At 70.9% G+C, this 14,108-nt stretch carries 23 protein-coding genes and 1 pseudogene; all 24 read left to right on the forward strand.

Translation table 11 applies throughout. The features are described 5' to 3' along the window. Nucleotides 1–35 precede the first annotated feature (35 nt). The 24 genes and pseudogenes from AB0C59_RS27490 to AB0C59_RS27605 all read left to right on the forward strand — a co-directional run bounded on the left by AB0C59_RS27490 (nt 36) and on the right by AB0C59_RS27605 (nt 13,954). Nucleotides 36–329, forward strand: coding sequence for a hypothetical protein (locus AB0C59_RS27490; protein WP_363009169.1), 294 nt, complete (start codon nt 36–38; stop codon nt 327–329). Beyond that, the gene (locus AB0C59_RS27495) at nt 326–472 is read left to right on the forward strand and encodes a hypothetical protein (protein ID WP_363009171.1); all 147 of its coding nucleotides are present in this window, start codon (nt 326–328) and stop codon (nt 470–472) included. Before AB0C59_RS27490 ends, AB0C59_RS27495 begins: the two co-directional genes overlap by 4 nt. After that, on the forward strand, nt 469–1,482 hold the full coding sequence (locus AB0C59_RS27500; protein ID WP_363009173.1) for a DUF2637 domain-containing protein: 1,014 nt from the start codon (nt 469–471) through the stop codon (nt 1,480–1,482). Before AB0C59_RS27495 ends, AB0C59_RS27500 begins: the two co-directional genes overlap by 4 nt. Further along, nucleotides 1,479–2,129, forward strand: a complete 651-nt coding sequence (locus tag AB0C59_RS27505; protein WP_363009175.1) for a GGDEF domain-containing protein — start codon at nt 1,479–1,481, stop codon at nt 2,127–2,129. Before AB0C59_RS27500 ends, AB0C59_RS27505 begins: the two co-directional genes overlap by 4 nt. Beyond that, nucleotides 2,126–2,593, forward strand: a pseudogene (locus AB0C59_RS27510) (DNA cytosine methyltransferase); the annotation flags it as partial. The gene AB0C59_RS27505 and the pseudogene AB0C59_RS27510, both read left to right, overlap by 4 nt. Before the next feature lie 73 nt (nt 2,594–2,666). Next, a complete protein-coding gene (locus AB0C59_RS27515; protein WP_363009279.1) occupies nt 2,667–3,164 on the forward strand; it encodes a hypothetical protein in 498 nt (165 codons plus the stop codon). Nucleotides 3,165–3,187: 23 nt separating this feature from the next. Further along, nucleotides 3,188–3,349: a hypothetical protein gene (locus AB0C59_RS27520; RefSeq protein ID WP_363009281.1), complete on the forward strand. Its 162-nt coding sequence runs from the start codon at nt 3,188–3,190 to the stop codon at nt 3,347–3,349. Then, entirely contained in the window at nt 3,346–3,675 is a 330-nt protein-coding gene (locus tag AB0C59_RS27525) for a hypothetical protein (RefSeq protein WP_363009177.1), read from the forward strand. The genes AB0C59_RS27520 and AB0C59_RS27525 overlap by 4 nt, the downstream gene beginning before the upstream one ends. 65 nt (nt 3,676–3,740) lie before the next feature. Beyond that, nucleotides 3,741–4,058: a hypothetical protein gene (locus AB0C59_RS27530; protein ID WP_363009179.1), complete on the forward strand. Its 318-nt coding sequence runs from the start codon at nt 3,741–3,743 to the stop codon at nt 4,056–4,058. Continuing rightward, nucleotides 4,049–4,231 carry a pRL2-8 gene (locus AB0C59_RS27535; protein ID WP_363009181.1) on the forward strand — a complete coding sequence of 61 codons (183 nt, stop codon included), beginning with the start codon at nt 4,049–4,051 and terminating at the stop codon, nt 4,229–4,231. The genes AB0C59_RS27530 and AB0C59_RS27535 overlap by 10 nt, the downstream gene beginning before the upstream one ends. Then, nucleotides 4,228–4,557, forward strand: coding sequence for a hypothetical protein (locus tag AB0C59_RS27540; protein WP_363009183.1), 330 nt, complete (start codon nt 4,228–4,230; stop codon nt 4,555–4,557). The genes AB0C59_RS27535 and AB0C59_RS27540 overlap by 4 nt, the downstream gene beginning before the upstream one ends. Nucleotides 4,558–4,634: 77 nt before the next feature. After that, nucleotides 4,635–4,973, forward strand: coding sequence for a hypothetical protein (locus AB0C59_RS27545; protein ID WP_363009184.1), 339 nt, complete (start codon nt 4,635–4,637; stop codon nt 4,971–4,973). 73 nt (nt 4,974–5,046) lie between these two features. Then, nucleotides 5,047–5,241 (forward strand): hypothetical protein, encoded by a 195-nt coding sequence (locus tag AB0C59_RS27550; protein WP_363009186.1) that lies wholly within the window; start codon nt 5,047–5,049, stop codon nt 5,239–5,241. A gap of 213 nt (nt 5,242–5,454) precedes the next feature. Continuing rightward, nucleotides 5,455–7,692: a cell division protein FtsK gene (locus tag AB0C59_RS27555; protein WP_363009188.1), complete on the forward strand. Its 2,238-nt coding sequence runs from the start codon at nt 5,455–5,457 to the stop codon at nt 7,690–7,692. Between the two features lie 141 nt (nt 7,693–7,833). After that, a complete protein-coding gene (locus AB0C59_RS27560; RefSeq protein WP_363009190.1) occupies nt 7,834–8,106 on the forward strand; it encodes a hypothetical protein in 273 nt (90 codons plus the stop codon). After that, complete coding sequence (locus tag AB0C59_RS27565) at nt 8,103–8,297, forward strand: hypothetical protein (RefSeq protein WP_363009192.1); 195 nt, start codon at nt 8,103–8,105, stop codon at nt 8,295–8,297. Before AB0C59_RS27560 ends, AB0C59_RS27565 begins: the two co-directional genes overlap by 4 nt. Before the next feature lie 13 nt (nt 8,298–8,310). Then, nucleotides 8,311–8,904, forward strand: coding sequence for a hypothetical protein (locus AB0C59_RS27570; protein ID WP_363009194.1), 594 nt, complete (start codon nt 8,311–8,313; stop codon nt 8,902–8,904). A 1-nt stretch (nt 8,905) separates the two neighbouring features. Beyond that, on the forward strand, nt 8,906–9,067 hold the full coding sequence (locus tag AB0C59_RS27575; protein ID WP_363009196.1) for a hypothetical protein: 162 nt from the start codon (nt 8,906–8,908) through the stop codon (nt 9,065–9,067). Further along, complete coding sequence (locus AB0C59_RS27580; RefSeq protein ID WP_363009198.1) at nt 9,064–9,375, forward strand: DUF4326 domain-containing protein; 312 nt, start codon at nt 9,064–9,066, stop codon at nt 9,373–9,375. Before AB0C59_RS27575 ends, AB0C59_RS27580 begins: the two co-directional genes overlap by 4 nt. Before the next feature lie 5 nt (nt 9,376–9,380). Then, entirely contained in the window at nt 9,381–9,839 is a 459-nt protein-coding gene (locus AB0C59_RS27585; RefSeq protein WP_363009200.1) for a single-stranded DNA-binding protein, read from the forward strand. A gap of 88 nt (nt 9,840–9,927) precedes the next feature. Beyond that, nucleotides 9,928–10,881, forward strand: coding sequence for a bifunctional DNA primase/polymerase (locus AB0C59_RS27590; protein WP_363009202.1), 954 nt, complete (start codon nt 9,928–9,930; stop codon nt 10,879–10,881). Further along, nucleotides 10,878–12,320: a phage/plasmid primase, P4 family gene (locus tag AB0C59_RS27595; protein WP_363009204.1), complete on the forward strand. Its 1,443-nt coding sequence runs from the start codon at nt 10,878–10,880 to the stop codon at nt 12,318–12,320. The genes AB0C59_RS27590 and AB0C59_RS27595 overlap by 4 nt, the downstream gene beginning before the upstream one ends. A gap of 26 nt (nt 12,321–12,346) precedes the next feature. Then, a complete protein-coding gene (locus AB0C59_RS27600; protein WP_363009206.1) occupies nt 12,347–12,619 on the forward strand; it encodes a helix-turn-helix domain-containing protein in 273 nt (90 codons plus the stop codon). 75 nt (nt 12,620–12,694) lie between these two features. Further along, the gene (locus AB0C59_RS27605) at nt 12,695–13,954 is read left to right on the forward strand and encodes a tyrosine-type recombinase/integrase (RefSeq protein WP_363009208.1); all 1,260 of its coding nucleotides are present in this window, start codon (nt 12,695–12,697) and stop codon (nt 13,952–13,954) included. Nucleotides 13,955–14,108: the final 154 nt, after the last annotated feature.

A 14,108-nucleotide genomic window follows, 5' to 3' on the forward strand; every position in this document is an offset into this window, starting at 1 on the left:
GGCTCTTCCAGTCCCTCCGAATCAGGAGCGCTGTCATGCGCACGTACATCGGCGGTCATCAGGCCGTCTCCGTGAACGACTTCATCGAACTGGCCCTGGGCACCCCGGCTGAGCTGTGGCTCGGGGTGGAGGGCGAGACCGACGAGGAGCGCGCGGCCCGGCTGGACGCGGCCCGCGACATCCTCGCCGACAACCCGGAGCTCCCGGACGACGTGTCCCACGTCGTCGCCGAGGTGATCGAGGCGCACGCCCCGGAGCTGTTCAACGTCGTCCCGCTGACCCGCCCGGCCCGGCGCCGGCGGCCCTCCCGGAAGGGAGCGGCGGCATGAGCGAGGGCGTGAACTTCGAGGACCGCATGTTCCTGGAGAGCGAGGCGGTCTATCAGCGCATCTGCGACGGAGCGGTCACCGACGTGCAGGCGGAGCTGATGGACGCCCAGCTTCGGGCCTCTGAGGCGGATGACGCGTCATGACCGCCACCGAGACGACCGCCGTGGAACGTCCGGCCGTGCCGCCGCTGACGTTCCCCGAGGTGTGGCTTGCTGCGGTCGGGGCGTTCGCCGCCGCCGCTGTCGGTGCCCTGGGACTGATCTCGTCTTTCGATGCGGTGTCCCTGGCCGCTGCCCGTTGGGGTTTCACTCAGCCTCAGATCCTGCCCGTCGCCGTTGACGTGGCCATTCCGGTGTTCACGCTGGCCAACCTGCTGCTGATCCGGCTGGACATGGCGTTGGCGTGGGTGCGCTTCGTGCCCTGGGTGCTCACCCTGGTCACGTGCGGCCTGAACGTCGCCGCCGGGCACTCGCTGTCGGCGAAGGTGGCGCACGGCACGATGCCGCTGCTGTGGGTGGTCTTTTCCGAGATCGGCGCGCACGTCTACGCCGTCCGCATTGGCGCCGTCACCGGTCGGCGTATGGAGAAGATCCGGTTCTCTCGCTGGCTGCTGGCCCCGGCGTCCACGTTCGCTCTGTGGCGTCGGATGACGCTGTGGGAGGTCACCTCCTACGCCGACGCCCTCGCGCTGGAGAAGGAACGGCTGCTGGCCCGCGCGGATCTGCGGGAGCGCTACGGCCGCACGTGGCGTCGCCAGACCCCGCGCCGCGAACGCGTCCTGCTGCGACTGGGAGAACTCGCCCCGGCCGCCGCCGACATCAAGCCCGCCCCGACGCCGGAGCCGGAACAGGTCCCGGAGGAGCCGGAGCAGGTGGCGCCGAAGCCGCCCCGCAAGCGGCCCGCCAGGGGCAAGGCCAAGACGCCACAGCGCACGGCGGCCGAACTGCTCGCCGAGGCACGCACGATCACGGCCGACTGGACGAACGCCGAGGTCAACGCCGAAGCACTCCGCAAGGCACTGCACTGCGGCGCCCGTCCCGCCCGGCAGGTGCGTGACGACCTGCTCGACGAGCGGGCCGCGAGCTACCCCCTGCACGCCACCCTCGCACCAGCCGACGAGGCTGAGAGCGCCGCTGAGGGGGTGGCCGCGTGAACACCCTGGCCACGGTCCTGCTGTCCGTACTGCCCCTGGCCGCCGGTTGGGCGGTTCACGTGTGGTGGCTGCGAGGCTGCCTGAACACCGCCCGGCGTGACCCGCTCACCGGGTTACGCACCCGCGACGGCTTCACCCGCCGCGCCACAACCCTGCTCAAGGACCCGCGCGCGGTCGTTGTGCTCGCCGACGTCGACAAGTTCAAGCACATCAACGACACCCACGGGCACGCGGCCGGGGACGCCCTGTTGAAGGCGACGGCCGACCGGCTCGCCCACCACGTCGGCCGTACCGGGGTCGCCGGGCGGCTCGGAGGCGATGAGTTCGCCGCCGTCCTCATCGACGACCACGGCACCGCCGCCGACCTGCTCGCCGTGCTGCACGGCGTGCTGGCCCGGCCGGTCGACGGCCAGGACTCCGCCGTGCGCACCACGGTCTCTCTCGGCTGGGTGCGCGCTGCGGACTTCCCCGGCGACGACCTGTCCGGGCTGCTGCGGCGGGCGGATGAGGCGATGTACGCGGCCAAGCAGGCCCGCGCCGGGACCCGGCGTGCCGGGCTCGGCCGGCTGTTCGCCACCGTCACCGGCCGCCGCGCCGGCCGGACCGGCGCCCGCACGGACGCCCCGGTCGTGGGGGTGGCTGCATGAGCGCCCCGCGGATCGGCTCGGTGTGCACCGGATACGGCGGCCTGGACGAAGCCGTACAGCAGGTGTTCGGCGGGGAGCTGGCGTGGGTGGCGGACAACGACCCCGGCGCCGCGCTCATCCTCGCCCACCACCACCCCAAGGTGCCCAACCTCGGGGACATCACCGCCCTGGACTGGCACGGCGTCGAACCGGTCGACATCTACATCGGCGGCTATCCGTGCCAGCCGTTCAGCACCGCGGGCAAACGGAAGGGAACCAAGGATGCCCGGCACCTCTGGCCGCACATCGCCCGCGCCCTTGGGGTTCTACGACCCCGGCTCGCGGTCTTTGAAAACGTCGCAGGCCACCTTTCACTCGGCTTCGACACCGTCCTTGGAGACCTTGCCGCCCTCGGGTTCGATGCGGACTGGTGCTGTGTACGCGCGTCGGACATCGGTGCCGCCCACCGGCGCAACCGCCTGTTCTTCTACGCCTGGCCTGCCGACTCCGGCGGCCCGGGACTGGCGCGGCGGTGGGCAGAGAGGGCAACTGCCCACCGTGGTCGGCTCGCTGCTGCCGACCCCGTCGACCTCGGAGAGCACCGGGGCCGGGCACGCGGCACAGGGCGGGATGAACCTGCGGCACGTCGTCTCCCTGCTGCCGACGCCGTTGGTCGGGGACTCCAAGGGTTCCCGTCAGGCGACGGCCCGGAACCCCCGCAGCAGCTCACCGACGCTGACGGACCTGACGTTCAGTGGGGCACTGCTGCCCACCCCGCGGGCGTCGGCGAACGAGAACCGGCAGACCAAGCGCAGCCCGTCGCAGGAAGCCGGGACGCACGGCAAGAGCCTGGCCGCCGAGGTGGGCTCGCTGCTGCCGACCCCGCGCGCAACGGACGGGGAGAAGGGCGGACCGAACCAGCGCGGCAGCAAGGGGGACCTCACGCTGCCGTCGGCGGCCCACCGGATTGGGGCGAGTACGCCGCCGCGATCGAAAGGTGGGCGCAGGTCATCGGCCGCCCCGCCCCCGGGCCAACTGACGATCTGGGACGGCTGAACCCGTCCTTCGTGGAATGGCTGATGGCCCTGGACGACGGCCACGTCACGGCCGTGCCCGGCCTGTCCCGCACCGCGCAGCTCAAGGCGCTCGGCAACGGCGTGGTGCCTCCCCAGGCCGTTGCCGCCCTGCGCCTGCTGCTCAGCCGGTCCGAACCTCCGGTGTGGGGGAGGGCAGCGGCGTGAAGTCACAGCCCATCGTCGGCGCCGCGCTCTTCCGCACGGTGATGGAAGCGGCCGGCTACCGCTGCCAGTGCGCGGGTGAGTGCGGCAACCCCCACGCCAAGGGCGAGGGCCGGTGCCCGCACGAGCACGACCACTACACCAGCAAGCACGGGCGCCTGGTGCGGCTCATGGCCGCGCCCGCCGACCCGCTCGCCTCCGACGTCGCCGCCGCCCGCGTCCCTGCGGGCGCGCTGCGCGCCTGGTGCCCGGACTGCCACACCGCCGCCGCCCGCCGTGCTCGCACCACGGCCCCGGTAGGCGACGCGCCGGGCCTGTTCGACCTGTGACCCCATCTGCTCACGGCGGGCTGCGAGCCCGCCGGACGACTCATCGCCCCGAGGAGGGGTTGACCATGGCCAAGCCCGACACCCGACGCCTGGACCGCGAGATCCAGAACACCACCCGCAAGCTCAAGGCCGTCCAACAGCGCGAGATGTGGCCGCTGAACGGCCGCGAGCGCCGCGCCGTCCTCGCCGCACTGGCCGGCGGCTCCTACAAGGTCGTACGCGGGAACAGCCCCGCGCGCGCCGAACGGAAGCTGGAGACCGCGTGGGGCTCGGCCGAGACCCGGCTGTCCGCCGAGATCTCCGCGCTTCAGGCCGAGCGGCAGCGGATCGTCACCGAGGCCGCCACCGCCAAGGCCGCGAAGAAGTCTTCGGGATGGTGGTGACCGTGGCCGCACGGGAGACGCCTCCGGGCGAGTGCCCGCAGTGCTGGCAGCACGCCCACGACCGCAGCATTCACCGCAAGCTGCGGCCCCGCGAGGACTGCCCGCAGTGTGTGGACCACATGCGCAACGGCCACCCCTTCATCGTGCCCAAGAGGGAGTCGAGCTGGTGGTGACCGCCCTCAAATGGATCACTGATCTGTTCCGCGGCCCGGGGGGCTCGCGCCGTCAGCCGCTCCCCGCCGACTCGGCGCGGTTCGTCTGTCTGTCGCGCAGCAACTTCGGCATCCACGGGGCGATCCCGGCGTCAAGGGCCCGCTTCACGGTCAGCCGACGCCGGGCGTGGGGACACGACGTCCGCGCTTATCCGACCACCGGCCGCGACGGCACCCCGTTCACGGTCGTCTACACCCGCGTTGCCTACGCCGACGACCCCGGCCTTGAAGTCCTGATCACGGTCTTCGAGTTCCCCGCCGGCAGCGCACTCCCGCCCGGCATGTAACCCAACGGGCCCGGCCGCTCACCTCCTACAGCGTCGGCCGGGCCCCACCCTCCCGCCGATTTCGGAAGGAACATCGCATGACCGTCCAGACCGTCCGGGAGCAAGGCCCCGCCATCCGCGCGCTGTCCCGGCTCCTGTCCGAGCACCCCGACCTGATCAGCCACGACTTCGAGGTAGGCCGCATCATCACCTCCCGCGGCGCGGCCCTGGGCATCGCGGTCTCCCTGCACGAGGCGATGGGCCACACGCGGGCCGACCTCGACGCCTGGCGGGCGGCCCTGGCCATCCCCGCCCACGAGGTGATCTCCCGCCGGGCCGTCACCCCCGGCCTTGAGGTCATCGACGCCTACGGCTCCTACGCCGGTGTCACCGTCCTCATCCGCCTCTTCGACGCCGCGCACGCCAAAGCCGTCTGACACGCCCTGCGGGGCCCGACCGCCCACAGCGTACGGCCGGGCCCCGCGCTCCTGCCCGAGACAAGGAATCCTCATGGGACCCCGCATCTTCTACCTCGAACTGTCGATCGGTGACGAACTCGGGCACGACACCGCGCCCGACTGCTGCGTCAACGAGATGACCGCCAAGGACGCCGACGACGACGGCTACCGCGAGTTCGTGTGCGGCTGCTGCGGCACGGTCGTCGAGATCGACGACTTGGGCCTCGTCTACGACATCCGCGCCTAGAGCGCGGTCGTTCCATCAGCCCCGGCTTCAGCGTGATGCCGCCGGATCGAATCCGGCCCGGGGCACGCACCACCAGCCCGGCCGCACAAGGCGAACACATCGTTCGTCTTCCTGCGCCCCTCCAGGGCTGACCCTTCTGTGCACGGGCCCGGCCGCCCACCTCCTACAGCGTCGGCCGGGCCTTCCCTCCCGCCATTCCGGAAGGAAGTCTCAGTGAACCACCCCGACGACAACGAACTCTTCAACCGGCTCGAAGCCGAAATGGCCGCCGGCCCCCGGCCCGACTCGGGCGGTGAGGTGGTCGACCTCGACAAGGCCCGATCCGCGCGCGCCGAGTCGACCGACCCGAGCACCCGACCGGATGCCGACCGGTCGCCCGACCCGGAGCCCGGTCGGTCGGGTGCCGAGTCGGCCGACCCGACCGTCCGCGTGATGGTCGACCAGCCGACCCCGAGGGCCACCGGTCCGGGCTACCTCGGTCGGCTGGCCGGGGCGCACCGCCGGGCGGTCGTTCCCGAGTGGCTGCGGTCGGTGGCGGAACTGCGGACCGCCGCGGCGTGGGTGGCCCGCCACTACGCACACGCCACCGGCTACCACGCACTGCGCGCCCCGGTCTACGCCGCCCGCCTCACCCTCCAGGCCCCGACCGGCGCCGCCCGGTTCATCGGCGGCACCATGCGGTGGGCGGCCGACCGCGAGGGTGAGCCGGTCCGGCTCTCCGCCGTGCGCCGCGAGGACGCAGCCGAGTACCTGAAGCTGTCGCGGCAGCGTGACGGCCGGGTACGGTTGCGCACCCTCGTGACGGTGCTCGCGATGTTCTTCGGAATCGGTGCCGCGCTCGCCCTGTACGTGCTCGCCCCCGAGTGGCTTCAAGCGGTGTCGGTGAGTGCGGTCGTGATGGCGCTCGGGTTCGCCGGCCGCCGCCCGGACGCCCCGGTTATCCACAGGGCTGTGGAACTGCCCAAGGCGGTCAAGCTCACCAGTGACATCGTGCTGCGGGCGCTCGGGGCCCTGGGCATCCCGGCGATCAACCAGGCGCAGGGCAAGGGACGGGACGGGTTCGAGTTCACGGCGCCGATCACCCGCGACGGGCCCGGCTGGAGGGCGGAGGGCAACCTCCCCTTCGGCGTCACGGTGACCGACGTCATCGAGCGCCGCGACCGGCTCGCCTCCGGCCTGCGCCGCCCGCTGGGCTGCGTGTGGCCCGAAGCGGTCCCGGACGAGCACACCGGGCACTTGGTGCTGTGGGTGGGCGACCAGGACATGAACAAGGCCAAGAAGCCCGCTTGGCCGCTGGCCAAGTCCGGGACGGTGGATCTGTTCAAGCCCGTCGCCTACGGCACCGACCAGCGCGGACGCTGGGTCGAAGTCACGCTCATGTACATCGCGGGGATCATCGGCGCCATCCCGCGCATGGGCAAGACGTTCCTGCTGCGTCTGCTGCTGCTCATCGCGGCCTTGGACCCGCGCGCCGAACTGCACACCTACGACATGAAGGGCACCGGCGACCTGGACCCGGTCGGCAACGCCGTCTCCCACCGGCACGCCGCCGGCGACGACGACGAAGCCATCGGCTACGTGCTCAACGACTTCCGCGCCCTGCGTGAGGAACTGCGGCGCCGCACCAAGGTGATCCGCTCCCTGCCCCGCGACATCTGCCCCGAGTCGAAGGTGACCAGCCAGCTTGCCGACAAGCGCTCACTCGGGCTGCACCCGATCGTGATCGGGGTGGATGAGTGCCAGGTGCTGTTCGAGCACCCCGACCACTCCAAGGAGTTCGAGGAGATCGCCACCGACCTGGTCAAGCGCGGCCCTGCCACCGGCATCGTGCTGCTGCTCGCCACGCAGCGCCCGGACGCCAAGGCACTCCCGACCGGGATCAGCGCGAACGCGTCGGCCCGCTGGTGCCTGAAGGTCATGGGCCAGCTGGAGAACGACATGGTGCTGGGCACGTCCGCGTACAAGCGCGGGGTGCGGGCGACCATGTTCGCCTGGGGCGACAAGGGCATTCACTACTTCGTCGGTGAAGGCTCGGACGCCCGTATCGTCTCCTCCGTCTACGTGGACGCCCCCGGCGCCGACGCCATCGGCGCCCGCGCCCGCAGGGTCCGTGAGAAGGCCGGACTCCTGTCCGGCTACGCGGCCGGGGAGGCACCGGAAGCGGTGACGGGCCCGGCCTACGACTTGCTCGCCGACATCCTCGCCGTCGTGCCCGCCGCGCAGGCCAAGGAATGGTCCGAGACGGTCGTGACCCGGCTCGCCGAACTACGCCCCGAGGTGTACACGGGCTGGGAGCCCGAGACCCTCGCCGCCGCGCTGAAGCCGCTCGGCATCTCCACGATCCAGGTGGGGCGCCGCATCGACGGCAAGGTCGTCAACCGGCGCGGTGTCGACCGCTCCCACATCACCGCTGCGATTGCGGAGCGTGACGGAAAGCGGGACGCGAGCTGAAGCCCGGGGGCTGCTATCGATAGCGGTACGCCCCGCTATCGTTAGCGGCCCCCTTAGCGGCCCAAACCCATTCTGATCAGGCCGCTAGTACATAGCGGCCCACCTGCGGAAACCCCCGGAAACCGCCTGGAAGGGCCCCTCATGACCCTCATCCTCCTTGCTATCGCCTGCCTGTCCATAGTCACGCTGAGTTACGGCGGGCTGTGTGCGGCCTCGCCGTTCGGCAACTGCCGCAAGTGCCGCGGCATGGGCCACCAGCTCAAGACCGACCGCAAGGGACGGCTCAAGCGCGGCAAGGACTGCCGCCGCTGCCACGCGACCGGCAAGCGCATCCGCGTCGGTCGCTGGCTCTACAACCGCTGGGCCCGCATCTACCGCGCAGGCACCGACACCCGCCCGGAGGTGTCGCGGTGACCCTCACCGTCTCGGCCGTGCTGCTGTTCGGCCTCGCCTCGTTCTTCGCCATCAAGACCAGGTCAACCGGTGGAGGCGCCGCGGTGCTGCTGTTCCTGTTCGGGTTCTTCACCGCCGGGACCGGCGCTTACGGCCCGATTCACGACCTGGTGGCGTCCTTCGCCCGGTTCCTGTCCCAGCTCGGCCACTGACCGGAGGCATCCCGTGAACGAACCCATCGTCGTGCGGCACTGGCTGACCACCGCCGCGCCAAAGGCCGCGCCCGCCGTCGCCACCACGACCGTGCTCGCCCTCGCCCGGATCTGGAACGCCAACGGCGCCGAACACTCCGTCGGCAACGCCGCCCTCATGGCGGTCCTCGCGGCCGGAGCGGCGGCCGGCGGCGCCTCCCTGGCCCGAGCCGGAGAGCCCGTGCTCGCCGCCACCGGCTACGCCGTATCCGGCAGCCTCGCCCTCGCGGGCATCGCCGGATACTCCGACGGCCTGTCCCTGCCGGTGCTGCTGTGGGCGCTGGCCACCGTGCTCGCCTACTGCTTCGCCGCCCGCCACTGGCGTCAGGACCGGCGCGACGCCCTGGACCACGAGCGGCACGTGAGCGAGCGGCGCGAGGAACACGCCCACGTCGAGCGTGTGGAGACCATCCGCGCCACTGCTCAGATCGAGGTGGCCCGAGCGGGCACCGCTTACGCCGAACAGCTCGCCCAGGCGCTCATCACCCGCGCCGCACTGCCCGGCTTCGACCCCACCGCCTTGGAGTCCGCCGGGCTGCCCGCCCTCGACATGAGCAAGGAGCACTGACGTGGACATCGACCCGGACGAGATCGTCACCGTCGAACTGCGCTGGGACAACGGCGGATGGCTGCCGGAGACCTACAGCCGCGACATCACCCGGCGCCAACTCGGAGACCTGCTCTTGCAGATCGACGACATGGCGGGCGAGACCGAGGAGAGCGCCGCATGACCGACGCCGACCCGCCCCGCCGGATCCAGCGCCGACGCACCGCCGGATGGCGCGCCCCGCAGAGCGCGGTCTACGTCGGCCGTCCCTCCCGGTGGGGCAACCCGTACGCCGTAAGGGACCACGACGCGGAACAGGCCGTGTGCCTCTTCCGCACCCACATCGAGGCCAGCCCGGACCTGCGTGCAGCCGTCCGCGCACACCTGGCCGGACGCGACCTCATGTGCTGGTGCCCGCCCGGGACACCGTGCCACGCCGACGTCCTACTGACCATCGCCAACGACCCCGAACTGAACACCGAGAGCGAGTGATCCCCATGGCCGTGGGAGAGACCCCCATCACCGTCGTCGGCAACCTCACCGACGACCCCGAACTCCGCTTCACCCCGTCCGGCGCCGCGCTGGCCAAGTTCTCCGTCGCCTCCACCCCGCGCACCTACGACAAGGCCTCGGGCCAGTGGCAGGACGGGACCGCGATGTTCCTGCGCTGCACCGCATGGCGCGACCTCGCCGAGCATGTCGCCGACAGTCTGACCAAGGGAATGCGGGTGGTCGTCGCGGGCCGTCTGCGTCAGCACAACTGGCAGAACGAGCAGGGGGAGAACCGCTCGATGCTCGCCCTGGAAGTGGACGACATCGGCCCCTCGCTTCAGTTCGCCACGGCCAAGGTCGAACGCGTCCAGCGCAAGGGCGCCGCCTCCACCCCGGCCGCCGACCCGTGGAACACCGCCGCCCCCGCCGGCGACCGGCGGCAGGGCGACGAGCCGCCGTTCTAGATACGCCCGGGGCGGGCGCCGTCTCACCACAAGCCTGCGCCCGCCCCGGTTCTCCAGTCCCTCCGCAGAGAATCAGGAGACCCCCAGCATGACCCAACACGCGGCATTCGGCGAGGGCCCATCGGCCCGAACCACCCAGACGAGCCGCGCCCCCCTCCGCGTCCCGCTCGGCGCCCGTGGCCACCTGCGGACCGCCCTGGCCCTGGCAGAAGCGGGCGTTCCGGTGCTGCCCCTGCGGGAGGGCAAGGGACCGTTCGGCAACTGCCGCGCCTGCACCCACGGGGCCTGCGGCGGCCGACCCAACATGAAGAGCGCAGGGACCTGCTGCTGCCCCGCCCCGTGCCACGCCTGGGCCGCCGCGACCACCGACCCCCGCGTGATCACCTCCCCCGCGTGGGCTGCGGCATGGCGTGCGGCCGGGGTGGTCGGCTACCACCCCGGCGGATGCGGGCTCACTGTCGTGGACCTGGACAACGCCCGCGCCGTGGCCTGGGCACGCCAGACGCTCCCGGCCACCCGGACCGTGCCCACCACGCGCGGCGAGCACTGGCTCTACCTGGGGACCATGCAGTCCGCCAACGCCGTCCGGCCAGGTGTGGACATCAAATCGCGCATGGTCTACGCACGCTGGCTGGGTCGCGGCACCGGCACCATGACCGTCCTGCCGTCCGCCGTCCGCGCCCTGGTGGTGAAGGAAGAAGCCACCCCCGCCCGCGCCGGGGTGGCCTCTTCCCTCACCCCGCGCGCCACCTGGGACCGGTCCGTGGCCCACGGATGCCGCCACACCGAGCGCTACATCCGCACCGGCCTGGAACGCGGCCTCGCCATGGTCACCGCCCACACCGAATCCGGCGCCGGATCACAGGCGTTCGGCGTGGCCCGGTTCCTGGCAGCCCAGCACGCGCAGTGTCCCGGACCGTGCGGCCTGGACCTGATCGGGCAGCAGATCGTGGCCGCGGCCGTCGCCGTCGGCGTCCCCGAGCCGTACGCCCGGCGAGCCGTCGCCAACGGCTTCGCCACTGGCAAGGAGCACGCCGCATGACCGCCGAGGAACTGCCCGGACCCTCCAACCCTCTCGCCGTGGCCCGCCGCATCCTGCCGGACTGGCAGACCGAGGACGGACAGCTTGCCTACCGGCGCTGGCGCGGCTCGTGGATGCGCTGGACGGGTACCTGCTGGCGGGAGCTGGACGAAGCCCAGGTACGCAAGAGCATGTACGAGCGCCTCGAACACGCCGTCTACCAGGCACCCGGCAAGGACGGACAGCCCGAGGAACGCGACTGGGCACCGACCAAGCCGAAAATCAGCAACCTCCTCGACGCGCTCGGATCCATCACTCTCCTGCCCACCGACCTGGACGCGCCCACGTGGTTCGACGCCAACGGCAACGCGAGCGACCAGGACCACGGGCCCATCGTGGCGTGTGAGAACGGGCTGCTGAGGATCCGCGACCGGGCGCTACTGCCGCACGGGCCGGGGTTCTTCAACTTCGTCTCCGTCCCCTTCGCCTACGACCCGGGCGCTACCGCACCGACGTGGGAATGGTTCCTGCGGGAGGTCTGGCCCAACGACCCGGACGCCATCCAGGCGGTACAGGACTGGTTCGGCTACATCCTGTCCGGGCGCACCGACCAACAAAAGATCCTGCTCATGGTCGGCCCGTCCCGCTCCGGCAAAGGCACCATCGCCCGCGTGCTGAAAGAGCTGGTCGGCAAGGACAACCTCGCCGGCCCCACCCTCGCCGGACTCGGCACGAACTTCGGGCTGTCCACCCTGATCGGCAAGCCACTGGCGGTCATCGCCGATGCCCGGCTGTCCGGCAATGACAACAGCCAGGTCGTGGAACGGCTCCTGACGATCTCCGGTGAGGACACCATCGACGTCGACCGCAAGTACCGCCAGGTGTGGACCGGCAAGCTCCCCACACGGCTGATGATCCTGTCCAACGAACTGCCACACTTTGGCGACTCCTCCGGGGTCATCGCCCGCCGGTTCGTGCTGCTCAACATGACCGTGTCGTGGCTGGGCAGGGAGGACCCCACCCTGTTCGACCGGCTCAGGGCAGAGATGCCCGGGATCCTGAACTGGGCCCTCGACGGCCTCGCCCGCCTCCAGCGAACCGGCCGGATCACCGAACCGGCATCCAGCCGCGAGGCGATCACCACCATGCAGGACACCGCCTCACCCACGTCCGCATTCATCCGCGAACGCTGCACCACTGGACCCACGTGCAGCGTCCCCGTGGACGCACTGTGGGCGGTCTGGCGGGAGTGGGCCGAGGACAATGGCGTCCGCCCCGGCACGAAGCAAGTCTTCGGCCGCAACCTGCTCTCCGTGGTCCCCCAGCTCAGCCGCTCGCGGCCCCGCGACGCGTACGGCCGGCAGGTGGTCACCTACACCGGGATCACGCTGAACGTGTCCGAACCACATTTGCCTGAGTCGCGACTCATCGCGTCTCAAGAGCCCTCTGAGAGCCGCTGAGTGCCGATGAGTCGCGACTCAGAGCAATGTATTTCCAAATCGTGGAGGAGACCGTGAGCGCGCCCGCCTCCGTCCGAGACGACCCCCGCGCCACCCTTCGCGGCGGACTCCCGGACCGCTACCTCACCCCCGACGACATCGCCGACATGTTCGGCGTGCCGCTCGAAACCGTCTACCAGTGGCGCAGGAAGCGCACCGGACCGCCCGGCTTCCGCATCGGCAAGCACCTCCGTTACGACCCGGCCGACGTGCGCGCCTATGTCATTCAGCGCAAGAACGCCTGCCAGGGCGCCGCGTAGCCAACCACCCCCAGACAGCAGGGAGAGCCGCCATGTGCGGCTCTCCCTGCTGCATGTCGAGAGGACCGCCGCCGTATGGCTGGCCATATCCAAGACCGTTGGTACAAGACCGAGACGGCATCCAACGGCAAGACGAGCAGGGCAAAGACCGACCGATACGGGACTGGCTTGCGCTACCGAGCGCGCTACGTAGCGCCGGATGGGACGGAACGCAGCAAGTCTTTCCCGGACAAGCAGAAGCGACTTGCGGAAGCCTGGCTGACTCAGATCGCGGCTGACATGACCCGTGGCCAGTACGTTGACCCGTCGGCCGGCAAGGAGACGTTCAGGGAGTTCGCCACTCAGTGGCTGGCATCCCAGACCACGGACCCTTCCACCATCGTGAACATGGAGCTGAGGTTCCGGCTGCACGCCTTCCCCTACATCGGTTCTCGCTCCCTGAGCGCGTTCCAACCTGCCCATATCCGCACGTGGGCACGGGCCCTGGCAGACTCCGGGATGGCAGCGTCGTATCAGCGGACGGTCTTCGCGAACGTCTCCGCTGTGTTCGGCGCTGCCGTGGACGACGGCATTCTGACCCGGAACCCCTGCCGTGCAGGGTCAGTGCGGGCACCCAAACTGGATCGGCGGAAGATCAAGCCGTGGACGCGTGACCGGGTGGTCGCCGTCCGGGATGGACTCCCGATCCAGTACGCGACGACCGCCGACATCGGTGCCGGGTGCGGCTTGCGGCAAGGAGAGATCTTCGGGCTTGCCGTGGACGAAGTTGACTTCGTCGGGGGAGTGGTGCACGTCGTGCGACAGGTCAAGCTGGTCGGCCCGCACATGGTGTTCGCCCCACCCAAGGGCGGCAAGCTGCGAGACGTGCCGCTGCCCGACGTGGTGTCGGGTGCGCTCGCCGCGCACATCACCCGACGGCCCCCCATCGACGTCACTCTGCCGTGGAAGACCCCGGACGGACCGCCGGTCACGGCGAAACTGCTTTTCTACTCGCGGGAGCGGAAGGCGCTGAACAGGAACTACTTCAACATGTACCTGTGGAAGCCGGCCCTGATCGCCGCCGGCGTCATTCCGGAACGGGCTCCAGGGGAGCGGTTCAAACAGTCGCGCGAACACGGTATGCACGCGTTGCGGCACTACTACGCGTCGGTCTTGCTGGACTCGGGGGAGAACATCAAGGCCCTGGCCGAGTACCTCGGTCACTCCGACCCGGGATTCACGCTCCGGACGTACACGCACCTCATGCCGAACAGCCAGGACCGTGCCCGCAGGGCCATTGATGCCGCATTCGGCGTGCCGAGTGCGGGCGCGGCCCCGGCCAAGCCGCTGCACTGACCTGAGCGGCAGCGCGGTCGGAAGCTCTCGACACCGGCCCGCGGTGCTGGGCCCGAAACAGGCCGTCGGCCGGGCTCTTCCAGCGGAGGAAGAACACGGCCGACGGCCCAGAGACGGCCCAGGGGAGCGGATACTCGCTCTGACCTGGGGCGAT

Source organism: Streptomyces sp. NPDC048664, from assembly GCF_040650555.1.
Classification (GTDB): Bacteria; Actinomycetota; Actinomycetes; order Streptomycetales; family Streptomycetaceae; genus Streptomyces.